Consider the following 26,481-nt stretch of genomic DNA (forward strand, 5'->3'; position numbering starts at 1 on the left):
GATGAAACAAGAACAAGCTGATGTTATCGTTGTAGGCGGAGGATTAGGGGGATGTGCCGCTGCCCTAGCGGTCGCCAAAATGGGATTAAGGGTAATTATGACAGAAGAAACAGACTGGATAGGTGGTCAACTAACCAGTCAAGCGGTTCCTCCAGATGAACACCAATGGATTGAAAAGTTTGGCTGTACAAAAACATATAGAGAATTTCGAAATCGAATTCGCGCATATTATAAAAACAATTACCCTCTAACAGATCAGGCAAAAAAAGATCCATTTCTCAATCCAGGAAATGGATGGGTCAGTCGACTGTCCCATGAACCAAAAGTTGCATTGCGTGTGTTGCAAGATATGTTAGCACCTTATATTAACAGCAACCAAGTCATGATACATTTGAATAGTAAACTGATGGAAGCAGAAATGAGTAATGATAAGGTTGCCTCGATAAATATACAACAACAATCATTGTCTCAGGAGATAATAAAACTCACCGCTCCTTATTTTGTTGATGCGACGGAGTGTGGAGAGCTTCTTCCTTTAACTAATACAGAATATGTAACTGGAGCAGAGGCTAAGCAAGAGACAGGAGAACCACATGCCTTAGATCAACCTAACCCATCAGATATACAAGCGATTACCTATGTGCTTGCCGTAGAATATGTGGAAAACGGTGACTTCGTCATTCCAAAACCAGCACAGTACGATTTTTGGAAAACATTCATACCGACTTATTCAGATAAACCGTTACTAAGCTGGTATGCAGTAAACTCTGCAGACATAACTAGCTTAAAGGAATTTACTCTTTTACCAAACAGTAAAAAAATAGCTGACTTATTTACCTATCGTCGAGCGATCGATACGAGACATTTAGCTAAAAATTTATATGAAGGGGATATATCGCTAATTAATTGGCCACAAAATGATTACTTTTTAGGCTCGATTATAGATGTTTCCGAAAAAGAACGTCAAAGACACTTGGGAAATGCAAAACAACTCAGCCTTTCTCTACTATACTGGCTCCAGACAGAGGCTCCTCGTTATGGTGGCGGGCGCGGATATCCAGAACTCCGTTTAGCAACTACAGCGTTAGGTACAGAGGATGGGCTAGCGAAATATCCTTATATTCGTGAATCAAGAAGAATAAAAGCCGTTTACACTATAACAGAAAGAGATGTCAGTAAGGACTTTATAACAGAAAATGAGAGATGTACATTTGAGGATAGTGTCGGTGTGGGAAGTTATCACTTGGATATGCATCATACCACCGTTACAAACAGGACATTCTATATCCCTAGTAAACCATATGAAATCCCCTTAGGCGCACTATTACCAGTAAGATTAAAAAATTTACTGCCAGCTTGTAAAAATATTGGAACCACCCAAATTACTAACAGCTGTTACCGTCTCCACCCAACAGAATGGAACATTGGCGAATCAGTTGGTTATTTAATAGCCTATGCTATTGATAATGATATTTCTCCTCATCAGGTTCGTGTAGAGAAGAACCATTTGTCTGCTTATCAGCAGTTACTCATAAACAATGGAGTTGAAATTCATTGGCCTGCCGACTTGGAGTGAATTACATGTAAATAGAAAGCTTATAATAGTGAGACACTTGATAGATTATACGAATATAAAATGATGTTTGTAAATAAATTAGCTTTTATATGTACAAGGATAAAACTCTTGCAAAATAAAATTTACAGTATGAATGAATTTTTCAGGAAGCAATCTTTGTTCTCTTCATTAAATAAAGAATTTAAATTGTTTTATAAAAAAAGCCGTCCAAGCTATCACTTACAACTGTACAAACAATTTTAAAACAAGAGGAAGCTCTATGATGATGTAAACTTCCTCTTTTAGTTTTTGCTGTTTTACCTCATACTCAATCCCTCCCTCGATACTGCTCCCTATACTTCCCAGGTGTTGTGCCTTCCATTTTGCGAAAGGAGCGGATAAAGTTTTGTGAATTATTATACTTCAGCCTTTGTGCAATTTCCTTTACAGACATCTTGGTGGAGACTAACCATTCTTTCGCTTTATTTAGGCGATAACGGAGCAAGTATTCGCTAAACGAATAACCGGCTTCTTTTTGGAAAATGCTGCTCAAATAATTAGGGTTATAATGCAGCTCAGCAGCTATAATATCAAGTGAAAGATCTTTATCAAAGTTATGATGAATCATAGTGATTATTCTATCCGAAATTTTGCGATTCTTGGAATCATCTTTTTCTTCAATATTCTGAATGAGTGGGAGAATAATTTCTGAGCTTACCCAATCATGAATAGACTCCATCGATCGAAGGTTTTGAAAATGTGTAATCATTTCTGTTGTTTGAAACTGTTCGACGGATGCTCCCAGTGATTCTTTCAATTCGTATAACTCGTACAGGAAACGAGAGAGAATAATTTCTAACTGTTGATGATGAATGTCATGTCGGTCTAGATAATCAAAGAACTTGGTTAATTCTTGTAAAGCAATTTCCTTCTCACATAATTTAATCGCATCCAAGATCTTGTTTTTGATCGCAACAGGGTAAGGTGCTACATTGGAATAACGTCTATTCAAATTATCATAAAAAATGATAGAACCTTCACCCATCTTCAACCGATACTTAAGTGATTCTTTACTTTCCTTGAAGGCAATATGGGCATATTCCAGTTTTTGATGGGCCTTGCTTATACCAATGCTGACTGATAAATGAAGTAGTTCTTTGACTTTGGATTGAATCAACTCCGCCTTTTGGTTTAGTAACCGGGAATATTCCGTTGCATTGTTTGATTTCATCATAATTATGGTTATCTGCGTGTCATTGATGACAACAGGTGTTAAGCGCTCTTTCTCTGAAAGCAAGTCCTCCATTAAGTTATTAATCGCAAATAGGACCAAATCGTGATCGTTGGAATTGAACTTCTGTTGATCGATTTCATCTATTTTTAGAGAAAAGATCGAGAAAGAAGTCCAGTCTTGTTCATACTGAAATGCTTTCACTTTAAGCGGTATTTCTCCTTTTGATACTTTACCTTGTAATAAACGCATCATAAATAATTGTTTCAACTGTGAAACTTGGCTTTGCACTCGTTTTTCTAACAGATGATTCTGATTTAATAGACGTTCAATGTGGGATTCGATCATGTCGAATTCGTTAACAGGTGCGGTTGTATCTGTTTTTTCATGGTGGTTGGCATCGATAATTTGCTGTAGTTTTTTGACTGGGCGATATAGAACTTTGCTGCCGACAAAAGCAAAGCATAAAGAAGTAGTTAAGAGAACAATCACAATCCAGAATGTGAGCCAGCCAATGGAACTGGATTTCATGTGTAAGTCACTTAGTTTGACGAAGGATAAGTAAGTCCAGTTATTATAGTCTGATGTTTGATAAGAGATCTTATAATCAACATTATTTAGACGGTATTCAAATTCTCCTTCGAGTGCATTGTTATCAATGTGTTCAAATAGATCTTGAGGTATCTGGCTTGTTTCCCCTGTATATTCGGTATTGCTCTGTGCGATCGTACGGTTCTCCTCATCTAAGATCAAGAAAGACTCGTTATCATTACTTTGTGCCATAATTTCCCGGAGTTCACAACTGGGAATAATCACAGAAATCAAACCTGTATTATTCGATGATAAAAGTGGCAGTTTTTTAACAAGATTAATATATTGAGAGCAACTTTTTTTCGTTGCGTTGGGAAGACCGATTCTGTCTGCCTCTTCGACTAGCCATGCTGATGTATTAGGAATCTGCAGGTAATCTTGATAGATCGTTTGATACGTTTGATTATCTAATCGCACGAGTCCGTCGTTATTTAGCAGCCAACGATTGTCTAAGCTAACCAAAATAATATCTTCGATTCCAGTTTCAATCGTCTGTAAATGGTTTAAATCTTTCCGTAACTGATGAAAATCACTAAATACATTGGCGCGCATATCTTCTCTTAGATAGGCTTGTGTTTGGCCAGAACGGACAAAATAAGTAGTAGATAGATCAATATATCGCAGAACTTGCTCCACATTGGTTTGAATTTGATAGATATTTTGTTTTTTCTCGTCATTAGAGAAGTCCACGATGGCCTTAGAAGATTGCCAGTAAGACAGACCGCCAGTGATAATAACAGGTACGGTACTTAAAATAAATAAAAAGGCAATAAGTTTAAAATAATGCCGAGTAGATAATTTTTTCATAGTGAACTTCCTTTGTCTGGAGTTATCATCAACTGTGTACTTAATTACAGTAGCTAAGCTGGATGGACAATGTCAGCTCTGTTCGTCCAACTGCATATTGCATGAAGTTTGATTTTTCGAGTCCGTTTCCCTGTTTAAAAAAAGGTTTATTCATCATGTGTCTCAGGTCTAGTGGTCATTATAGCTGGTTTTTGCATAACAGCTACAATGGAGACACGTTAATCTCTTTTGTTTGTTCTTGTTGTTTTTTTAATAACTGATTAAAACCGATATGGATAATGAACATGCTGGTATAAGCACTGACGCTGAAGCTAAAAAACAGGGTAATTCCAGGTAAATAAAAAGATAGAAAATAGATTCCTGTTAAGATGGTTAATGCACAAATAGAATAATGTAAGTTTACCACACCGATAGAAACGGCATAACGGATATACTGCCAGAAAGTTAATTGGTAATGGACATATACCGGGGCAATATAAAGAAGTAACACGGTATAAAAGAAAGCAGCAATCACAAATAGACCAAATAAAATCGGATATACACTGGAGTCTGCCATTAATCCAGTGTAGTTTAGAAAGACTGATAAAATGTAACCGATAGCGTATAACACAAGTCCCAACAGGTTGGATGTAACAAATGTGCTTTTGTACTCAGCGAAAAAAGTTTTAACAATAGAAATATCATACTCCTGAACCACCCATTTACGAACAACGGCAAACATGGCAAAAGTAGCGGGAAGCAGTCCTAATAAAATCAATCCTGCTAAAGTAAAGGCAACCCATAATAAATTCAGCCAAGCAAATCGAGTAACCCAGACACTGATACGGTAGAATCCTCCCCATATTCCAGTTAGTTGCATTATAGCACGTCCTCCAATCTTAAAAGTTATATAATAAGAGAATACCTTGTAATGTTGATTTCGTAAACAATCAATTAAAGCGTTTTCAATGGTGTAATCATCATCTAAGCAAGTTGTAATCGTTGCTACAAAAGGGTTCGTGATGATAAGTAGCAAAAGAATAATCATTATGTCATCTCTTTTTGTGGGCTAATAGAAAGATGATTATTCTACAAAAAACCTCTAATGAAACATGAGCTATCATCACGGATGCAGTGAGCTATGAGAAAGTGATTATATACAAAGTGAAGCGTTTTCATTACTATAGGAAATGTACCCAAAATCAATCAATGCGGTACAAAATGATAAATATTTTGGAGGGTGGTTAATTTGAGTAATTGGAGAAAGCTATTTGGAACGGTCTTATTGTTGACATTCATCTTTGTTTTAGCAGCATGTAATAGCAGTGACAGCTCAAGTGAAGGAGGAAGCAGTTCCTCGGATGATTCGGCCGATGACAGTGGAGGACCATTTGCTTTTACTGTAATGGCCAACTTGCATACACCAGAAGTACCTGATGAGAAGATATTAGAAAAGATTGAAGAAGAAACCAATACAGACATCGAAATTCAATGGGTACCTGATAATAACTATGATGATCGTTTGAACACGGCCTTCGCAACCAATTCTTTGCCAGAGGCTGTGTTTTTGAAAAACCAGGCTTCTTTTATTCAGTTTAGAGAGGCAATAGAAGATGAGCAGTTTTGGGAAATAGGTCAATTTATTGATGAATTCGATAATCTATCTAAATTGAAGGAGAATGTAGTAGATAATACGCGAGTAAATGGTAATTTATATACCTTGTATCAAGGGCGACCATTATCGCGTCAAGGTATGATTTATCGTAAAGATTGGGCAAATAATTTAGGTTTAGAGGCACCAACTACGACCGATGAATTTATGGAAATGGCGCGTGCGTTTACAGAGGATGATCCAGATGGAAACGGAGAAGATGATACATTTGGAGTTACGGACCGAAGTGACTTGATCTATGGTGCCTTCAAAACGGTTAGTTCGTGGTTTGGAACACCGAATAACTGGGGCGAGCAAGATGGCGAATTAAGACCAGAGTTTATGTTTGATGAGTACAAACAAACGATGGATTTTTTCAAAGAAATGCATGAAAATGGCTATATTAATCAGGATTTTCCTGTAACAAGTAAAACAGATCAACAGGAATTTTTTAAGAATGGAACAGCAGGTATCTACGTTGGTTCAATGGGCGATGTAGCGAGTATCAACTATGACGCAGTAGCGATCAATCCAGATGCCAAATTTGATGTTCAAAATGCTGTGGAAGGACCGCATGGCGAGTTCGGCACTTGGTCGATTCCGGGATACGGAAGTTTGCTTATGTTTCCGAAAAGCTCTGTAGAGACAGAAGAAGATCTAAAGAAAATTCTAGGTTTTTTTGATCAATTGATGGAACCTGAAGTAATGAACTATGCCTATTGGGGTATTGAAGGAGAACATTACGAAGTGGTGGATGGTGCAGCTTCACCCTCAGACGATCAAGCTTTGACGGATCGAGAAGTCAAACCATATCAAGCAATTGAGATAGGCGAGCCTGAAACGAATGGACGTTACGAAGGGTATCATGACTATGACATCAAAGCAAAGGCTGAAGAATTAACCGTTGAGAACGAAGAATATTTAATCGAAGATCCAACCGTTGCTTTATATTCAGAAACCTATGTGAATGACGGTGCAAGATTGCAAGAAATCATTACAGATGCTACGTATAACTATATAATCGGTCAGATTGATGAAGCAGGTTTCGATGCCGCTGTTGATAAATGGGAAGCAGATGGTGGAGAGGATATTATCGCAGAGTATAACGCGGCACAATAAGAAAAAAGCGGGCTCTTAAAATGAACATTTTGAGAGCCCTCCCTATCCTCACAACAGAATGGATAATCATGATCTGTAACGTAAGGATATTTGAACAAAAAATTTGCGATAAGGCTTGATATCAAGGTTATTTGGGATTAGTAAGATAATGATTATTTACGTCATGTATCCTTTCCATTACGCTTTTGTTAGGGCAGAGGGAAGTATCAACAGATGGCGTGAACATTACATTACAAGGCAGAGTCCTTCTATCCGGTGTAATGGTTTATAGAAACCAAGTGATCTGTTCGTATTTTCTCTTGATGTGATCCTCCTATACGGATAATAGAGTCTATGGTGATGGATAACACTTTATTGTAGGTCTAGTTGATAACTTGTAAAACCTAGCGTTCTTTTTTACAACAGAAATTGATAAAGAAAGGGTTTGGCTTATGGAGCATTCTACACTAACCGTAAAAGAACGGAAACAGATTAGAAACATGAAACGTTCGGAAACATGGCGTAATATTAAGAAAAACAAATTAATCTACTTAATGATTTTACCTGGTTTTCTCTATTTTTTTATCTACAAATATCTCCCTATGTATGGATTAGTCATTTCATTTCAAGATTATAAACCATATAGAGGAATTTTGGGGAGTGACTGGGTAGGGTTAGAACACTTTCAACGATTATTTGCAAGTTCAGAATTTTGGATGATTTTCAAGAATACTTTGGTCCTTTTTGGACTGCAGATTTTTATCTTTTTTCCGATTCCTATCATTATTTCCCTTATGCTAAATGAAGTGAGACACCAATTTTTCAAACGTAGTGTACAGACCTTGGTCTATATTCCGCACTTTATGTCATGGGTAGTTATTGTGTCTATCAGTTATGTATTGTTAACACTGGATGGCGGAATTGTAAACGCTATCTTAGAATCATTAGGTTTACAGAAAGTCAATTTCCTTTTAAATGAAGATTGGTTTAGACCTATGTATATCCTGCAGGTTATTTGGCGAGAAGCAGGTTGGGGGACGATTATTTTTTTAGCTGCTATCACAGCAGTTGATCCGCAATTGTATGAAGCGGCTAGAATGGATGGAGCGAATCGTTTTCGCCAAATGTGGCATATTACCGTGCCAGCAATCCGTAATGTCATCATTGTCTTATTAATACTGAAAATTGGTGACGTATTGGAACTAGGTTTTGAGCATGTCTACTTATTGTTAAACTCTTCTAATAGAAATGTTGCGGAGATTTTTGATACCTATGTTTATGTGGCAGGTTTACAGCAAGGTCAATTCAGTTACAGTACAGCGGTCGGATTCTTTAAAGGAGGCGTAGGCTTAGCTATGGTAGTATTTGCAAACTGGTTAGCGAAGAGATTTAACGAAGAAGGTATCTATTAAAAAAGATAACAGGAAACGAGGTGAAGAGGAGTGGCTAAACAACAGATTTCTGCGGGGAGCCGTGTGTTTGATTTCTTTAATTATTTTCTATTAGGTTTGCTTGCGATTATTACGATTTTGCCTTTTATTCATGTGGTAGGGAGCTCGTTTGCAACAAGCGCGGAGATTGCAAGGACAAAATTTTTATTGTTTCCGACAGAATTCAGTTTGCAGGCGTATAAGTATATTTTTTCTACAGATACAATCTTTAAAGCATTAGGAGTTTCCGTGATGGTAACGGTTGGAGGAACGATCTGGAGTATGTTCTTCTCGGTTCTTACTGCTTATGGCCTGTCACGAAGGGATCTAGTTGGCAGACGAACGTTGAATTTTTTAATTGTATTCACTTTATTATTTAATGGTGGTATGATTCCGACTTTCTTAGTAGTACAACAAACAGGACTGTTAGATTCGTTATGGGCATTAGTAGTGCCAGTTACGATCAATGCCTTTAATATGATTATTCTAAGAAGTTTCTTTATGAATTTGCCATCAGGTCTGGAAGAATCAGCTAAAATTGATGGAGCCAATGACTTTAGCATTTTGTTTCGGATTGTTATTCCGATATCGTTACCTGCAATAGCAACGATATCATTATTCTATGCAGTCACTTATTGGAACACCTATATGCATGCCATTCTATACTTAGCAGATGCAGACAAATGGCCTGTGCAAGTGCTATTAAGACAAATTGTTGTATTGGCAAGTGGGATGAATTATGACGCAGAAGCATACACAGATGCCCCGCCTCCAGAAGTGACGGTGAAGATGGCGACGATTGTCGTTGCAACGATTCCCGTACTATTAGTTTATCCATTCTTACAGAAGTATTTTGCTAAAGGGGCCCTTCTCGGTTCTGTTAAAGGTTAATCAAAAAGGAGAGAAACATAGCGATGAAAAACTGGCGTGAAGAAGCAGGTCAGCGCTTAGATCATTTACTGAAAGATGTAGTGCCATGGGTATTACAGCGGTATGATCCTGAATCAGGAGGATTTTACTTTGCTCAGAGTGCTGCTAGGAAGCGTTCGTATCCTCCTGATATTGAATCGACGGCACAGGCAATTAATATTTTAAGTAGATCAAAAGCATTGGATATGCTCCCTAGGCAAGCGTTGATTCGTTTTTTTCAAGAACGACAGCAGCCAGACACGGGTTATTTCTATGATCCGCATCCATTGATGAAGCAGGATGAAGTGATGGTACACCGCGCATTGAATTATGCCGTCAATAGTTTGAGACGACTGGGAGGAAGCCCTTTATATCCACTGCCAGTTCAGCAAAGGCAAGCACCTTCCTATGCTTTTTCATTGGAAGACTATCGGGCGAAGTGGGAGCAGATTTCACTGGTTAACAGCTGGAGAGGTTGTGACTTATTGGCTTCATCGATGGTGTATGTAGCGGAGATGGATGCTGAAATACAATCGATTTATGTGCAGGCTTTTGCGGACTATCTAGCAGAAAAACAAGATAAGGTGACAGGACTATGGGGAGAAGGGTCCATGTATGTAAGGATCTCAGGAACTTTTAAACTCCACACTTTTTACCGGAAATATCAGATTGCGTTACCCAATCAAGGGAAAATTTATCAATCGATATGGGACTGTCTACATAACGAGATCGCGATTGATATGTGTTATATCCGAAATCCGATTGATTTGTTATCTTATCTAAACGTGCACGTGTCAGAGCAAACGCTAGAGGAAGTAGTCAAGATGACAATAGATAACATGGAGCAGTTAAAGCAAGCAGATGGTGCTTTCTCTAGAGAAATTGGCCACTCTGTAAAAGCCCCCAATGTAGCACAGGTAAAAGCGGATGAATCTTATCCTGGTATGCCAGCACCTGTGGAATTAGGGCTGGGGTTAGCGGAAGGTGATATGAATGCAACGACTCAGGCGACATTGATTCACCAGCGACTACATCAGATATGGGATAAAGAAGGGCGTCTCAATCAGTGAATAGAAAGAAGTGTATAGCTTGGATAAGGTATGGAAATTGGATAAAGAAAAGAGATTATCACTGGATGCGGTCAACGTCTTGATGAACCATGCCATCTTTCAATTTGGCGGTGCTTTATCCATTATTTTTGTAAATCTATATTTATGGCGTTTAACGAACAGTTTATGGGTGAACGGAGCGTACAATTTTATAGCTATTCTATCACAAGCTGTCACTACTTTTGTAATTGGCAAGGTGTCAAAGAAGAAAGGGCGTACGATAATTTATCACAGCGTTAACCGTCCGTAAGCCCCACTTCAGGATACTGGAAAAATAAAAGAGGCTAATTCGGGGCAACGGACGCTAAACATCCTGATAAGTCTCGCTAACCATTCGTGGAAGATAATGAAGTCCTACGAATAGGCAGTCTCGCTTTATCGTTATGGTATCTGGATGACGGCCCTGTTCTATTTATTGATTATCTTGGTTCAAGAGGGGATTGTGAATCATTTCTATTGGTTCGCTTTATGGCGTGGTATTGCACAAGGTTTGTATTGGGTGGCTTACTTTACGATTGTACATGAGGTTTCTTCTAACCAAAATCGTCATCGGTATTTGGGATGGAATCAGATGGTCATGGGTTCCTCTAATTTACTAGCACCTGTCTTAGCTGGTTTTATCATTAGTTTATTTGAAGGATTAATGGGCTATTTATTGGTATTTTCGCTGGCATTTCTATTATTTCTTTTAGCTACGATGAGGAGTTTTCGATTAAAAAAGGAACGTATTAAGCATCGCAGCTACTACATGAAATTTCTTCCTCAAATACTTAAACGTCAGCAAGCTTTTCGTTCGGCGTTAATCGGTTGGTTTATTATTGGATTTCCACAAGGGATCATGATGTATCTTCCACCGATTCTTATCTACAGCATCTTTGAAGATGAGGGAATGGTAGGCTATTTAAATGCCGGTTTCTTAACGATATCTATTGCGATGAGTTACCTTATTTCTCGTTTTGCGAATATTGACCAAACGATTAAATATCTGTGGATTGCTGCTATTGGCTTCTTTATTTCAGGAACTTTTTTAACATGGGAGATCGCGGTCTGGAGTGTGGTACTGTTTATGGTTACACAAAATATGTTTAAGCCCCTACAGGCCAATGCTTATGCGGCTTATTACTTCCAATGGCTTGATCGACTTCCATTAGGCGCCGAATTTCGGGTGGAGTCCATCGTGTTGCGTGAAACGATCATTAATGTTGGGAGAGCTTTGGGGATATTAATATTTATGCTATTTTCACAAGAAATAGATGCTCACACCGCTGGCTTTATCATTTTAGGAGTGATGGCGCTGCAGAGCATATTGCCTGTACTCATTAATAGAAGGGAGGTAGTGGCATGACGCTAAATCAGTGGGAACAAGCAGAACCTGGCGTAAAGCGTAAAGTCCATCAGCCAGGAAAAGACTTAATGATGATGGAAGTGATTTTTGAGGAAGGGGCACAAGGTGCCAGTCACAGTCATCCGCATGAACAATTAACGTATTGTTTAGAAGGCAGGCTGCTATTTACGGTTGGCCAGCAAGAAACAGTGATGGAGGAAGGAGAATCATTACAGATTCCATCTAATGCCATTCATGGTGTAACGGCATTAACCAAAAGTAAGCTGTTAGATGTGTTTACTCCAATCAGGGAGGATTTAGTGAGCGGAGATTAAGAGGATTTCTAATGTACGTGGAAATGAACGAATCACCATATGATATTTTAAATCTTGCAAAAAAGGAGAAGAAATTTAATGAAAACGTTTAAAAATCCAATTATACCAGGGTTTTACCCTGATCCATCGGTTTGTCGAGTAGAAGAGGATTATTATTTAGTCACTTCCAGTTTTGAGTATTTTCCTGGTGTGCCGATTTTTCATAGTAAAGATCTGGTGAATTGGCGCCAGTTAGGTCATGTGTTGGATCGACCAGAACAATTGAATTTGGATCAGACCCCTTTTTCGCGAGGGATATATGCCCCAACGATTCGCTACCATAATGGCACCTTTTATATGATTACTACCTTTGTGGTTAGTCCAACGGGTGCGAGACGGAATTTTTATGTAACAGCGAGTGATCCGGCCGGTCCTTGGTCTAATCCGGTTTGGCTTGAGGATGCGCCTGGAATTGACCCATCACTGCTATTTGATGATGATGGTAAGGTGTATTATACCGGGAATCGTAAACCACCTTCAGGCCAGCGATATAAGAAGCATAACGAGATATGGTTGCAGGAGTTAGATCTGGAGACTGGTAAACTAATTGGTGAGAAATATAGTTTGTGGGATGGTGCGTTAAAGAATGCTCACGCACAGGAGGCTCCGCATTTATATAAAATAGGGAATTGGTATTATTTAATGATTGCAGAGGGCGGTACAGGACATACGCATGCAGTAACGATCGCACGCAGTAAGCAGGTAAAAGGTCCATATGAAATGACGGAAACCAATCCGATTTTGACGCATCGACATTTAGGTAGACATTATCCGATTGTAAATGTTGGGCATGCCGATATCATAGAGACACAGGCAGGTGACTGGTGGATGGTTTGCTTAGCTTCCAGACCCTTCGGCGGTTATTATCGAAATCTGGGTCGGGAAACATTTCTCGTTCCATTTATTTGGGAAGAAGGTTGGCCGATTGTGAATCCGGGCAGTGGGCTGGTTGAACCAGAGATGGCTTTTCCCAACTTGCCGGAACATAAATGGCCTGCGCAACCGTTACATGACTCCTTTGAATCGGAAAGGCTGGGTGATCAGTGGAATTTTATTCGTACGCCTCGAGAATCCTTTTGGTCCTTAACCGAGCGAAAAGGTTATTTACGTCTAAAGGCAAAACAAGAAACCATTATGGAAGAAGAGAATCCATCCTTTGTAGGGAGGCGGCAGCAGCATATTGATTTTTATGCTGAGTTGGCAATGGAATTTAAACCAGCTCAGTCGACAGATAGTGCTGGCCTGGTGTTATTACAGAATCATGGTTATCAAATTCGTGTGGAAATGGTAACGGAAAATGAACAGCCGACGTTAAAGCTAGTGAGAAGAGAAGCTGGCAGCGACCAATTGATTGCCACACAAGCATTAGAAGATTGGTGTGTGTACTTATCCGTAGAAGGCAATGGGCAGGATTATACCTTTAGCTATGCGATAGATCCTGCAGAGCGACATTTGCTTGCGAGAGATGTTGATGGGAGAGTGTTGAGTACAGACCTGGCTAGTGGCTTCGTAGGTGCTTATATTGGAATGTACTGTTCTGGGAATGGCAAACAAAGTGCTGGCTATGCCGATTTTGATTGGTTTGAATATCAAGGGAGGGACTGAGTATATGGTCGTCCAACAATTAACAGCACTTGACTGGGCGAAAAAGGCAGCAGATACATTGATGGCACAATACCAGCCAATGGAACTACCACCAGCTAATCGCTGGCATTACCATCAAGGTGTATTTCTTTGCGGTGTGTTGGATATCTTTCATCGAACAGATGAGTTGCACTATTATGCGTACTGTAAGGAGTATGTAGATGAATTGATTGATGAGGAAGGGAATTTCTATTTTGCCAGAAGTGAATTAGATGCGATTCAGCCAGGATTATTATTGTTGTCATTGTATCAAAAGACGAATCAGCGCAAATATCAAATCGCTGCTAGCAAACTCAGACATTTATTAAATACGTTAAATGTAACCAAAGAAGGTGGATTCTGGCATAAAGATAAGTATCCTTATCAAATGTGGTTAGATGGTTTATATATGGCAGGTCCTTTCACTGTACAATATGGTCAGCTCTTTAATGAGCCGGAACTAACGAATGTAGTGATGAAACAGGAAGCCTTAATGCGAAAACATACGAAGAAAGAAAATGGCCTTTATTACCATGGCTATGATGAAAGTAAACAAGCCCTATGGTCAACGGAAAAAGGTCATGCACCGGAGGTATGGGGGAGGGCATTAGGCTGGTATGCAATGGTGACGACAAACTTGATAGAAATGTTCCCAGCTGATCATCCAAAGAGATTCGAATTGACAGAGGTGGTACAGCAATTAATCAAGGCATTGATTTCATTTCAAGATGAAGCGACAGGATTATGGTATCAAGTCGTCGATAAGCCAGGTGGCGCTGGCAATTATTTAGAAAGCTCTTGTTCTTGTTTATTTATCTATGCCATTGCTAAAGCAGTTCAACAAGGTTATGTAGACATATCCTTTTTACAACAAGCAGAAAAGGCCTATCAAGGTTTGTTGGAAGAGAAAGTGGAATTGGAACAACAAGGTCGATTCCAATTGCATGATATTTGTATCGGAACCTCTATTGGTACTTATGATTACTATGTAGAGCGTGAGACAAGTACCAATGATTTACACGGAGTAGGCGCTTTTATCTTAGCAAGTGTGCAGTTGAGCCGGGCTAAGAGAGAGGTGTTAGGATGACCATTATTCGGCTTTTTTTAGCGGGTGATTCTACGATGTCTGCTTATGGAAGCGATCGATATCCGCGGATGGGGTGGGGACAGACGTTAACTCATTATTTAGAGCCGCTGGTAAGTATACGAAATCATGCTATGTCTGGAAGGAGTTCTAAATCCTTTCGAACGGAGGGGAGATGGCAGGAGATGGAGTCAGAATGGCAGCCAGGTGATTATGTCTTTATTCAATTTGGCCACAATGACCAAAAATCTGACCCAGAACGAGCTACCAAGCCATTTTCTAGCTATCAGGCCAATTTACACTTTTTTATCCAGCGCGCCAAGTCTGCCCAAGTAACACCGATATTATTGACACCCATCGCACGAAGACAATTCAATGAACATGGTATATTAGAACATACCCATGGTTATTATCCATTAGCAGTTAGAAAGCTGGCGGCACAAGAAAGGGTTGACTGTATCGACATGCTGCAATGGTCGAGTCAGTTATTAAACGAGCTAGGTGCAGAACAGTCTAAATCTTTGTTTATGCAGTTGCCGCCAGGGCTCTACCCAAATTATCCTGAGGGTGAGATGGATGATACCCATTTAACCGAGGCAGGGGCAGAGGCCCATTGTAAATTATGCGTGGAAGCATTAGATCAGATCGGCCATCCATTGGCTGTCTATAACAAGTGCAAATGATATAAAAGGGAGGAATTGATGATGCATGTACGTTACGCGAATCATCCAGAAGAGATTAAGAGGTATACTACCGAAGAATTAAGAGAGAAATTCTTAGTGGAAAAATTGTTTGAATCAGGAAGTGTACAACTAACTTATGCGCATGTGGATCGGATGATTTTTGGCGGGGTGACACCTACTGTCAAAGAGCTAACAGTTGCCTTGGATAAACAGTTAGGAGTTGATTATTTCCTCGAGCGAAGAGAATTAGGCATTATTAATATTGGTGCCAAGGGATATGTCACCTTAGATGGCGAACGTTATGAAATGAATCAGCATGATGGTCTTTATGTGAGTCGTGGCACAAAAGAGATTTGGTTCGGATCAGATGATGACGCAGCACCAGCCAAATTTTATCTATTATCGTCACCAGCACATTACACCTATCCAACCGTAAAAATTGCCAAGAAGGATATCAAGCCTTTGGAATTAGGCGAAAAAGGAACATTAAATGAACGAAAGATTCATCAGTATATTCATCCAAATGTCTGTGAAAGCTGTCAATTGCAAATGGGACTAACGATGTTGCAGCCGGGAAGTGTCTGGAACACGATGCCAGCACATACTCATGATCGCAGAAGTGAAGTATATCTTTATTTTGATATGGAAGAAAATACGAGAGCTTTTCATTTTATGGGGGAGCCTCAAGAAACAAGACATCTCATTTTGAAGAATGAACAAGCCGTGATCTCGCCAAGCTGGTCGATCCATTGTGGTACGGCTACGAGTAATTATACGTTTATTTGGGGAATGTGTGGCGAAAACATCACGTATACCGATATGGATCATATTAGCATGGATGCATTACGCTAGGAGGTGATGACATGGGAAAAGAACTGCAAGATTTTTCATTAGATTACTTTTCAATAGCAGGAAAAACCGCCGTCATTACAGGAGGAAATACGGGTTTAGGTAGGGCTTATACCGTAGCCCTCGCCGCGGCTGGTGCCAATGTCTTCATTGTGACACATGGTACCAATTGGGAGGAAACGAAAGAAGCATTAGCGGACAAAGTAAGCAAGGCGATTTTTTACCAAGCAGATCTTTCCGACAGACATCAAGTGAAGCAGGTTATTCCGGCTTGTCACGAAGCCTTCGGTGCAGTGGATATACTGATTAATAATGCGGGAACCATTCGCCGTAATCCACTGCTGGAATACCAGGAAAAGGATTGGGATGATGTGTTGGCACTAAACCTGGATGCGTTGTATCTACTTAGTCAAGCAGCGGCAGTGGAGATGGTAAAACAACAAAGTGGCAAAATCATTAATATTGCATCGATGTTATCCTTTCAGGGCGGCAAGTTTATTCCACCATATACCGCAAGTAAGCATGCGGTAGCTGGTTTGACGAAATCCTTTGCTAATGAACTAGCAGGCAATGGCATTCAAGTCAATGCCATTGCACCAGGTTATTTTGCTACAAAAAATACAGCACCTATCCGTGAAAACGAGCAGCGTAATGCTGAAATATTGGCACGTATTCCTGCTGGAGAATGGGGAGATCCAAGTGAGCTGATGGGTACAGTGGTGTATTTGGCAAGTAAAGCCTCTGATTATATGAATGGTCATGTACTGGTTGTTGATGGTGGATGGCTGGCAAGATAAACGATAGGAAAGAGGTGGATAGAAATGCAGCTTCCATTAGGTATAAGGGCACATGATTTGGCTTATGATCAACTAGATCAAATAGCGAAAGCAGTTTCCGTAAAGGGATTTCACGCTGTGCAATTAGCGCTGGCTAAGTCGATAAAGAATGTTTCTACAGTTACAGGATCGCTTAGCCCAGGTTACGCTAAGCATATCAAACATGTTTTTAATCAACATGAAGTGAATATTGCGATTTTAGGCTGCTATATTAATATGATACATCCAGATGAAAAGCAGCGGGATAAGTTGCTTGATCGATTTAAGGAGCATCTTCGTTTGGCACGGGATTTTGGCTGCAGTATCGTAGCTTCAGAGACAGGGAATGTGCATGAAAAAATGGGCTATACCGAGGGCAATTTTACCGAGGAGGCCTTTCAACAAGTCGTTGAAAGTGTTCGTATATTAACCGATGAAGCAGGGAAATGGGGAGTGACCGTAGGAATCGAGGGTGGTGTGAACCACCCCATTCACACACCTGCGAAAATGAAAAGACTACTCGATGAGATTGACTCCTCTCAGCTGCAAGTAATATTTGATCCTGCCAATTATATGACTCCTGATAACTGTCACGATCAGGAGGGCGTTTTTCAAGAGTCGTTTGCTTTGTTTGGCGATCGAATCGTAGCAGTGCATGCCAAAGACTTTATCATAGAAGATCATAAGGTTAAGATGGTTCCGGTCGGACAGGGGAAGTTGCGCTATGATCTTCTGTTTGCATGGATCAAAAAAAATAAACCGTTTATGGAGGTATGCATGGAAAATACGAAAGAGCCTTATATTGATGAGGGAAGGCGTTATCTAGAGCGGATGTATCGGGAATCTTAATCTGGAATAAATTACATGTTCACTGTTTCAGGACGGGTGAGAGATCACATTTCTGATAAAAGGGGCGAAATGATAATGAAAAAACGGTCAATAGTATTTCTTTTCTGCTGCATTATCTTAACCGGGGGATTGCTTTTGGGCTGCGCCGAACAGGAAAGCAATTCAGAAAATAAGCAAGCAGCTAGTGACTCGGAACCACAGGAAATTTCGATTATGTTGAACTTACATGTTCCGGAAGTTCCAAACGAACGTTTAGAAGAATTAATCGAGGAAGAAACGAACACCGAATTAGATATTAAGTGGGTGCCAGATAACAATTATGCAGAAAGTTTAAATACCGCTATTGCCACAAATAATCTTCCAGATGTCTTTCTGTTAAAAGATGTCACTTTAGATCAACAAAAGGATGCCATTCGAGATGATCAATATTGGGAAATTGGTCCTTATTTAGATGATTATCCAAACTTATCGAAACTCAACAAGGATATTTTGAAAAACACGGCGGTGGATGGCAAAATATATACCTTATATGCTGGTAGACCATTGTCCCGACAAGGGCTCATTTATCGAAAGGATTGGGCAGATAATTTAGGTCTTGACGCACCTGGAAATGTGGATGAGTTATATGAAATGATGAGAGCCTTTACCGAAGATGACCCAGATGGCAATGGCAAAGACGATACAATTGGATTAACTGATCGAGAAATTTTAGGGACCTTCGAAAACTTTGCTACATGGCATGGAGCTCCTAATAATTGGGGTGAAAAGGACGGTCAGCTACTACCACAATTCATGTTTCCTGAATATCGAGAAGCCATGGATTATTTTAAGCAATTATTTGATAATGGCTATATCAATAAAGATGCGCCTGTAACAAGCAAAGTAGATCAACAGGAATTACTTAAAAATGGTACAGCTGGAGTATATATTGGAACAATGGGCGATGTAGAAGCTATGTATCAAGATGCACTGGCAATCAATCCAGATGTTGTATTTGACGTACACCATTATATCGAAGGACCAGATGGTGAGTATCGTACAAGAGCAATCCCTGGTTATGGAAGTATGCTGATTTTTCCAAAAGCAGCTGTTGAAACAGAGGAAAAGCTACAAGGTATTTTATCGTTTTTCGATTATTTGATGACACCGGAAGGAGCGAATCTCCTATTATGGGGGGTGGAAGGTGAACATTATGAAGTGATAGATGGAAAAGGAAAGGTAATCGAAGAAAATAGAGAAGCTTTTAACCGTGAGATACTACCATATACTTCATTAGAAATTGGCGAGCCTGACACAAATGGCCGCTACACAGGTTTCTTTGATTATGAACCACGAACAAAGGCAGATGAATTATACATGGATAATAATGATTATTTGGTTCATGATCCAACTACCTCACTAGAATCAGAAACCTGGGCTGCTCAATCAGAAACATTAACGCAAATTATGACAGATGCAACGTATCAATATTTTCTTGGTCAAATAGATAATGACGGTTTCGATCAAGCAATTGAAAAATGGAAAGAAGCTGGAGGAACGCAAGTTATCGAAGAGTATAATCAGTAATAATTAGGAAATAAAAAATGTTTACTAGACTGTAGGGGTTAATATCAACCGTGAAAATGTTTTGGTATATTTTGGATGTTTATATCAAACTTTCTATCATTTTCGTAAGGAGATCAGTGCTGTCATTGGATAGTAAGATCTTCTTATGTTTAATTTTATCTTAACATCATCCTCATAAAAACAAACTTCGATTCGTCATTATGAAGATAGCAATTAATATTGTTACATAAGGTTATCCAATTATACCAAGCTGCTGCTTCTTATTCTCCCTATTCTTACCAAAAATAGCTGTTTGATCTGCTCATGCACCATTTTAATTAGAGTACCAGTAAGAATCAGGGTAGTTGTTCCATCCATACAAGGGAAAGGTGAAAACAGACCTAACCATTCGAGTAAAGACTAGAGTGATTTTGAGATGGGTTATATTCTAGTCCTTGCTTTGCCAATCATCTCGTCTCTATTTCGATACTAAATAACGCGAAACCATAAAATGTTGCTAAATTGGTTTACTACCTAATATTCTTTGCAGTACTCATTTATTTATTTTTTAAATCAAAAATGTATTATTGACGGAAACTATACTTGTGGTTAAGATGTCAAGTAAATGTAATTAGATATTGCTCTCTTAAACAATATGATTGATAATTGAAAGGAAGTGTTTCTTATGGAATTAGGTGGATTTATAGGAGTTATTTATAAAATATCGTTATGGATAACAAGATTGACAACGGTTAACTTGTTATGGTTCTTTTTTAATCTGCCGATATGGTTTTTTGTATATAATCTTTTATTAGTTGAGACTGTAAGCCAATTAGTGTTAACTGGTATAATTATTTTTATTCTATCACCATTGTTATTATTTCCTGCAACAACAGCTATGTTTGCTATAGTAAGAAAGTGGGTGATGGGTGACGAAATCAACATATTAAGCTCATTCTGGAGATATTATAGAGAAGAATATAAGAAGAGTATCTTAGGAGGGTTTGTTTTTGTGTTTATTTGGACTTTACTTGCAATCAACTGTTATTTTTATCTAAACACTAATGAAAATGGTCTGTTTCTGGCTTTTTTTATTTTATTGACTTTCATTTTATTTGTTATTTCTCTTCAATTTTTTTCAATCATTGTTCACGCACAAACCACATTGTTTACAGCACTTAAGAATGCAATGTTTTTTACATTAGGGAATCCAATTCTGACAATTGAACTTAGTTTAATCAGTGGACTTTTTATATATATAAGTTTAAAAGAGTTTACTTTTCTTATTCCATTTTTTACTGGGGCTATCATTTCTTATTTCGCATTTTCAGGCTTTTACCGCAAGTACAAAAAATTAGACCTGCTTGCACGATGATTAAATATTAGAATTTGTAGTTTTTTAAAAAGTAATGTCTGGGCATTTATCTTGCATTCCCGGAATGTACAACGAGACTGTCTTCAAATCGCGACAAGTCCATGTTCTCCTCTCGTTATAAAATAATGTTTTTTCGGGAATCCAGAATTTATATCAATACATATTTTTTGTAAAAAAAGACCTTAAATTATGACTAGTTGTTTAAACATGGTTTAAGAGTTCTTTTTTTTACCATTAACAAACTTAAATGTAATCAGCACTATAATTTATAAAAGTAGTCGAATTTCTATTCTCTTTTGTTCCAATAAATAAAACAAATCTTTTCAATAATAGTCTCTCTTATGACTTATGAGAAAATCTAACATTTAATAAAAAATCCATCATATTTCTTCCTGATAAATTAATAAAAGTTATTTGTATAAAACCAATCAAAGTGAAGGCATTTCAAGAACATGTATTAAAATAGTGTTATAAATATAAAATAATATAATATTTTTTTTGTGTAATTCAAAAAAATGCTATTTTCGTCAAGGATTAAAGGTGATAGCTTTATAAATGACTGCTGTCATGCATCTTGAACAAACATCTCTGTTTTCACAGTAACATTATATTTTGTTAAGAAGGGGCGATGAAATGATAACAAAGATTCTTATAACCTAAAAAAATGAAAACGCTTGCTTTACTTATGGTATATTGACTCGCAAAAAAGATTGAATTCAGTTAATAAAAAGGAGGTAAATATCTTGTCAAAACGAAGAATTAGAACGAATATAATTGTTATTTCGTGTGCTATTATTTTATTGATCGGAATAATGCCTTTACCATCGGCTTCTACTATTTTACATGGAGAAACAGTTTCGGACGTTTCTAATGTTGATACATCTTCTGATAAAGAAGTCATGAAAGTAGGTGGAGAACCCTTTTTTTATAATGGTGTACAGATAAGATACGATAATATCTTGAATGAAACGGATTACACAGACGAGCAGTTTGAAGACATATATCAACAGGCAGCGGATGATGGTTTTACCGTGGTTAATTCACAGCTTTTGTGGTCGATGGTTCAACCTGACCAAGTGTACACAGCAAATGAATCAACTTATATTTCAGGAGGAGCTAATGCGAATACCAATTTTTCGTCAAGTGACTCCATGAAGGTTGAGAATGATACTTCTGATCAGAGTGAGCAGGCTTTATCATACTTTAAATTTGACTTTTCTGATATATCAGGATCAGATGCTGACGCTGCGAAAATCAGAATTTATGTGAATGATATGGATAATGGTACTGCCGATTTGCATCTTTACGGGGTGTCAGACGATTCTTGGGATGCATCGACAATGACTTGGAATAATAGTTCTTCTTTTCATGATGGGTATGACCTTGAGGGAACAGAAGGTAGTGATTATTTTGATATCGGTGGAACCGCTACGTACGATCCTGTTAATAAAGTAGCAGCTTATGACTTTGATGTAACTGACTTTCTTAATAGTCATGCTTATACAGACGGAAAGCAGGCTAGTTTTGTTTTGAAAGTAGATAATAATGTCGATGTTTCCATAGATGGTGTTACTGGAACCACACTTGCACCAAAGCTTGTTATCTCTAGAGAGGATGTCTATGATTGGTCTAAGGTAGATAAACTTATCGAGTGGGCATCAGAAGCAGATATAAAACTGGAACTCATGTGGTTTGGATCAAATACCAGTAAACGAACAGTAGACTTCAGAGTGCCGTATTATGTACTTCGGAATTATCAAAAGGCGGAATCTTCAACGGGTGAAGTACTACGTAATAAATCATCAAATGTCAGTCTTGATAAAGTCGTGTATGAATTTGTTATGTCACAAAATGATCCGAATTTGAGGCAACAGGAGTATGCAGTTTTGAAAACTCTGTTTGATCATGTTGCTGACTATAACTATCAACATGGGGATGAAAAAACTGTAGTAGGAGTTCAACTCAACAACGAACCAGGTGGTGAGATTCACGGTGGTCGTTCATACGATCCATACGCCGAAGAGCAATATGATGCTGGAGGTTATTCTTCAGAAAATAGGTTTATATATGACACTTTCTATATTTGGGCGCAAAATCTAGGTGATGCTGTTAAAGAGTCAGATTATCCAGTCTGGACAAGAATGAATTTCCACTCATCACAGTTCTATTTCTTGTACAAGAATGAGGAAGCGAGAGCTGATGGTGAAACGACAAGTATTGACTTTGTAGGTTATGATCCTTACATCCACACAACAGATGAGGCGATTCGTTTTGGACAAGGACTTTGGGATGATAAACAATATTATCCTTATAACTACGGTCATAATCTTCCAATGATTATGGAAACAAATGGTGAAAATACGAATTCTGATTATTTAGATATTTCTACGATTGCTGGTGGTGCAGTTTATAACATCTATCAATATCTCAGCCGTGATAACTATATGGGTCTCTATAAGTATGGGGAAGATGGTCCGGAAGTATCCAATAGTAATATTGAACACATCAGGAAAACCAATTTATGGCTTCAACAGTTGTGGTATGATCTAGCGACGAAACAACCAGGAGCTGCTGGTGGTACTGAGTTGAAATTTTTTAATGAGCTTGCAAAAGATTCAACAACCGTCACACAAAAAATCCGTGGCATAGATGTTGTCTACACAACAGACAATAAGGGCGTGGGGATTGCTGTAGAGAAAGATGATAAAACAGTTGCCCTTGCAAGTAAAACGGCTTCTGACTTTGAATTAAAAAATTTACTTTTATATGGACCTGTTACAATGACGAAAGGTTATTATGATGAGCATGCCGATTGGGTATCAACCAGTACTAAATCGTTTACAACAAACGGTGATGACGTGGTAGTTGATATCGATGCGTATGAAACAGTGAGGATACAAGTGGCTGATTCTCTACCTGAATTAACTACAAATTATTCCGTTAATGAAGAGTTTAACAGCCTCCCTTCAGGTTGGGATTATCAAGGGGATGTAGCTATTGATAATAACCCTGGAAAGTTAGATACTAGCCTTAAAATTGAAGGGGCTGGTTCACAATTCGATTATCGAGATCGTGGAGACCCTGATGATATTCGTCGAGATTTTATAATCAGTTCTGATTATTCTTTCTTAGTGGACGTTCCGAATGGTCAGTATGATGTAACAATCATTGCAGGAGATAATGAAGCGTGGAATGAAACAAGTATTGCTATTGAAGGTGTTGATGAAGGCGCATTCCATTCTGATGAGGGTGAGTTTTCAGAGAATACTTTCACAACAACGATAAATGACGGTCAATTAAATCTGGATTTAAGTGATCGTGTAAATGGTATAACAGTTACAGAAACTGAAGAAAATCCATCTGTGGATCTCAAGTTTGACTTTGGGTCTGATAATAGCCCAGTTGCTAATGGATACACTCAAGTAACACGCGATTTGTTATACAATGGCCAAACGGGATATGGGTTACAGACACCTTCGTCCAATGAGGCCTACACAAAGCATGCCTTATCTCCGTTGAATGGTATCGTTGAATTAGAGTCTAGGGTCTATAAAGAAGATAGGGATGATTGGTTTGGAGCACCAACCGTATATGATAGCTCAGGAAATACGGTAGTAGAAATGGCCTTTGATAGTTCTGGTAATATTGTATACAAGGACTCGAACAAGGAGTGGGTAACATTGCAATCCTATTCGAGTAGAACATGGTTTGAGATTAATGTGAGTATTAATACTGATACTGATACCTTTGATTTATATATTAACGATACGAAAATGTTGAGCCAAGAGCCGTTGGCAACACCCATAACAGATATTGCAGAGGTTAAATTTTTTACGGATACATCTGGTGTATCATATATTGATAAAGTAAGAGTATATCAAGAGTTTGTAGAGTAATAAATCTCATAAAATGATTTGGCATAGATACAGTTAAATTGAGTACAAAGAGGTCTGTAAATAATTTACAGGCTTTCTTTTTCGCGAAAATTGCGAACTAAAAGTCATATATATAATTTGAACTTATAAATGTAACAAAAATGTGTTACAAGTATGTCTTTGCTCGCATGATTTCCTGATAATACCTCGTTTGATCCATTCGTGTGAATAGTTATTCACCTGCCTTTCAGCTCTGTTGAAAGGTAGCGGTATGGTGAGATAACCCAGAGAATACATTTATTTATTCCTTAGTTATCTCACCATACCGCGTAAATGGATACAGAGCACTTATCCGATCAGTGAGAAATTATTTAATTAAACTTATATAGTTAGCAATTAATTTTTACGAGTGTCTATTTCTATGAGATTTTAGCTAATTTTAAAACAATGATTTAACAATATTAAGCGCTCGTTTAATATAAAGGAAAATCGGTTGAAATGCTTCTATAACAGGAAATAAAAGAGATACATAAAAATAATATAATAAAATTAAAAAAGTGCAAAGAGTTATAATAAGGGTTGTCAAAAGAGTATGATTGCTAGGAACTAATCATCTTGCTAAATTTGAAATTGTAAAAGATGTTAAGTGTGAATCACGATGAAATTTAAGCGGTTTCAAAATCGTGTATTCTAAGAAAAGTATTAATCATATAGAAAATACAGGAAGGAAGTGAGTACAGATGAGTGATAATGGCTTATCTCTTCAGAATCAAAGTAAAATCAAAGAAAACAAAATGTTAAAGAAACAAAACAAAATTCAATTTTTTAGAAATTTAAAACGTGATCGATACCTATATTTATTAGCGCTACCTGGTATCATGTATTTTTTGATTTTTAAATATTTACCTATGTATGGTATCACAATTGCATTTCAAGATTTCTCTCCATATCTTGGATTTAAAGAAAGCCCGTGGATAGGATTCGAACATTTCCAACGATTTTTTACCAATGACGATTTTTGGATGTTACTTCGAAATACGCTAGCGATTAGTTTTTTAAATATTATATTTTTCTTTCCATTACCAATTATTCTATCACTCTTATTAAATGAATTAAGGAGTCAGTTTTACAAAAGGACAGTACAGTCTTTGGTTTATCTTCCGCATTTTTTATCATGGGTAATCATTGCAAGTCTATCTTTTATTCTGTTAGGTAAATCAGATGGGATTGTTAATTTTATTATTAACGAACTTGGTTTTGCTAAAATTGATTTTCTCACAAATCCAGATATTTTTTGGTTCTTAATAACTGGGCAATCGATTTGGAAGGAAGTAGGTTGGGGTACAATTATTTTCCTTGCTGCTATTGCTGGAGTAAACACTGAATTATACGAAGCAGCAAAAATAGATGGAGCGAATAGATTTAGACAAATATGGCATGTAACATTACCAGCGATTCGAAACGTGGTTGTTATACTATTAATTCTTCGTTTAGGTGATGTAATAGAAGTAGGGTTTGAACAAATATTTCTTATGTATAATGGTGCGGTTTCTGAAGTAGCTGAAGTTTTTGATACGTATGTTTACCGAGTGGGTATCCAGCAGGGGCAATTTAGCTATAGTACAGCGGTAGGTATATTTAAATCTTTAGTAGGGTTAGTACTCGTTGTTGTTGCAAATAAAATCTCAAAACGTTTTGGAGAAGAAGGAATTTACTAAGAGAGGA

The 26,481-nt window shown here is 38.0% G+C and carries 20 protein-coding genes; 18 read left to right on the forward strand and 2 right to left on the reverse strand.

The genetic code is table 11. The annotated features are described in order from the left end of the window. Position 1 precedes the first annotated feature (1 nt). Positions 2 to 1,576 carry an FAD-dependent oxidoreductase gene (locus BN6556_RS20435; RefSeq protein WP_066195737.1) on the forward strand — a complete coding sequence of 525 codons (1,575 nt, stop codon included), beginning with the start codon at positions 2 to 4 and terminating at the stop codon, positions 1,574 to 1,576. A gap of 307 nt (positions 1,577 to 1,883) precedes the next feature. On the opposite strand, the gene BN6556_RS20440 is transcribed toward BN6556_RS20435, so the two are convergent. Beyond that, complete coding sequence (locus BN6556_RS20440; protein WP_066195740.1) at positions 1,884 to 4,184, reverse strand: helix-turn-helix domain-containing protein; 2,301 nt, start codon at positions 4,182 to 4,184, stop codon at positions 1,884 to 1,886. 202 nt (positions 4,185 to 4,386) lie between these two features. After that, on the reverse strand, positions 4,387 to 5,211 hold the full coding sequence (locus BN6556_RS20445) for a YesL family protein (protein ID WP_235817560.1): 825 nt from the start codon (positions 5,209 to 5,211) through the stop codon (positions 4,387 to 4,389). Between the two features lie 201 nt (positions 5,212 to 5,412). On the opposite strand from BN6556_RS20445, the gene BN6556_RS20450 reads away from it, so the two are divergent. The 17 genes from BN6556_RS20450 to BN6556_RS20530 all read left to right on the forward strand — a co-directional run bounded on the left by BN6556_RS20450 (position 5,413) and on the right by BN6556_RS20530 (position 26,474). Then, positions 5,413 to 6,933: an extracellular solute-binding protein gene (locus BN6556_RS20450; RefSeq protein ID WP_066195743.1), complete on the forward strand. Its 1,521-nt coding sequence runs from the start codon at positions 5,413 to 5,415 to the stop codon at positions 6,931 to 6,933. Positions 6,934 to 7,364: 431 nt separating this feature from the next. Then, positions 7,365 to 8,324: an ABC transporter permease gene (locus BN6556_RS20455; protein WP_066195747.1), complete on the forward strand. Its 960-nt coding sequence runs from the start codon at positions 7,365 to 7,367 to the stop codon at positions 8,322 to 8,324. Positions 8,325 to 8,354: 30 nt separating this feature from the next. Further along, positions 8,355 to 9,233 carry a carbohydrate ABC transporter permease gene (locus BN6556_RS20460; RefSeq protein ID WP_066195750.1) on the forward strand — a complete coding sequence of 293 codons (879 nt, stop codon included), beginning with the start codon at positions 8,355 to 8,357 and terminating at the stop codon, positions 9,231 to 9,233. A 23-nt stretch (positions 9,234 to 9,256) separates the two neighbouring features. Continuing rightward, positions 9,257 to 10,321 (forward strand): prenyltransferase/squalene oxidase repeat-containing protein, encoded by a 1,065-nt coding sequence (locus BN6556_RS20465; RefSeq protein WP_235817561.1) that lies wholly within the window; start codon positions 9,257 to 9,259, stop codon positions 10,319 to 10,321. 19 nt (positions 10,322 to 10,340) lie between these two features. Continuing rightward, positions 10,341 to 10,610, forward strand: a complete 270-nt coding sequence (locus BN6556_RS20470; protein ID WP_066195753.1) for a hypothetical protein — start codon at positions 10,341 to 10,343, stop codon at positions 10,608 to 10,610. A 192-nt stretch (positions 10,611 to 10,802) separates the two neighbouring features. Next, positions 10,803 to 11,705 carry an MFS transporter gene (locus BN6556_RS20475; RefSeq protein WP_328586567.1) on the forward strand — a complete coding sequence of 301 codons (903 nt, stop codon included), beginning with the start codon at positions 10,803 to 10,805 and terminating at the stop codon, positions 11,703 to 11,705. After that, on the forward strand, positions 11,702 to 12,019 hold the full coding sequence (locus BN6556_RS20480) for a cupin domain-containing protein (RefSeq protein WP_066195758.1): 318 nt from the start codon (positions 11,702 to 11,704) through the stop codon (positions 12,017 to 12,019). Before BN6556_RS20475 ends, BN6556_RS20480 begins: the two co-directional genes overlap by 4 nt. 78 nt (positions 12,020 to 12,097) lie before the next feature. Continuing rightward, positions 12,098 to 13,663 carry a glycoside hydrolase family 43 protein gene (locus tag BN6556_RS20485; RefSeq protein ID WP_066195761.1) on the forward strand — a complete coding sequence of 522 codons (1,566 nt, stop codon included), beginning with the start codon at positions 12,098 to 12,100 and terminating at the stop codon, positions 13,661 to 13,663. 4 nt (positions 13,664 to 13,667) lie between these two features. Further along, positions 13,668 to 14,768, forward strand: a complete 1,101-nt coding sequence (locus tag BN6556_RS20490) for a glycoside hydrolase family 88/105 protein (protein ID WP_066195764.1) — start codon at positions 13,668 to 13,670, stop codon at positions 14,766 to 14,768. Next, positions 14,765 to 15,448 (forward strand): rhamnogalacturonan acetylesterase, encoded by a 684-nt coding sequence (locus BN6556_RS20495; protein ID WP_066195767.1) that lies wholly within the window; start codon positions 14,765 to 14,767, stop codon positions 15,446 to 15,448. The genes BN6556_RS20490 and BN6556_RS20495 overlap by 4 nt, the downstream gene beginning before the upstream one ends. A gap of 21 nt (positions 15,449 to 15,469) precedes the next feature. Further along, positions 15,470 to 16,300, forward strand: coding sequence for a 5-dehydro-4-deoxy-D-glucuronate isomerase (kduI, locus tag BN6556_RS20500; RefSeq protein ID WP_066195770.1), 831 nt, complete (start codon positions 15,470 to 15,472; stop codon positions 16,298 to 16,300). An 11-nt stretch (positions 16,301 to 16,311) separates the two neighbouring features. After that, positions 16,312 to 17,094 (forward strand): 2-dehydro-3-deoxy-D-gluconate 5-dehydrogenase KduD, encoded by a 783-nt coding sequence (gene kduD / locus BN6556_RS20505; protein WP_066195773.1) that lies wholly within the window; start codon positions 16,312 to 16,314, stop codon positions 17,092 to 17,094. Positions 17,095 to 17,118: 24 nt separating this feature from the next. After that, entirely contained in the window at positions 17,119 to 17,961 is an 843-nt protein-coding gene (locus BN6556_RS20510) for a sugar phosphate isomerase/epimerase family protein (RefSeq protein ID WP_066195778.1), read from the forward strand. 75 nt (positions 17,962 to 18,036) lie between these two features. Next, positions 18,037 to 19,527 carry an extracellular solute-binding protein gene (locus BN6556_RS20515; protein ID WP_392388605.1) on the forward strand — a complete coding sequence of 497 codons (1,491 nt, stop codon included), beginning with the start codon at positions 18,037 to 18,039 and terminating at the stop codon, positions 19,525 to 19,527. Positions 19,528 to 20,191: 664 nt separating this feature from the next. Beyond that, on the forward strand, positions 20,192 to 20,881 hold the full coding sequence (locus BN6556_RS20520; protein ID WP_066195780.1) for a YesL family protein: 690 nt from the start codon (positions 20,192 to 20,194) through the stop codon (positions 20,879 to 20,881). A 743-nt stretch (positions 20,882 to 21,624) separates the two neighbouring features. Next, positions 21,625 to 24,777: a CBM96 family carbohydrate-binding protein gene (locus tag BN6556_RS20525; protein WP_066195782.1), complete on the forward strand. Its 3,153-nt coding sequence runs from the start codon at positions 21,625 to 21,627 to the stop codon at positions 24,775 to 24,777. A gap of 773 nt (positions 24,778 to 25,550) precedes the next feature. Next, positions 25,551 to 26,474 carry an ABC transporter permease gene (locus BN6556_RS20530; protein ID WP_066196698.1) on the forward strand — a complete coding sequence of 308 codons (924 nt, stop codon included), beginning with the start codon at positions 25,551 to 25,553 and terminating at the stop codon, positions 26,472 to 26,474. The last annotated feature ends 7 nt before the right edge of the window (positions 26,475 to 26,481 follow it).

Source organism: Gracilibacillus timonensis, from assembly GCF_900086715.1.
GTDB lineage: Bacteria > Bacillota > Bacilli > Bacillales > Amphibacillaceae > Gracilibacillus > Gracilibacillus timonensis.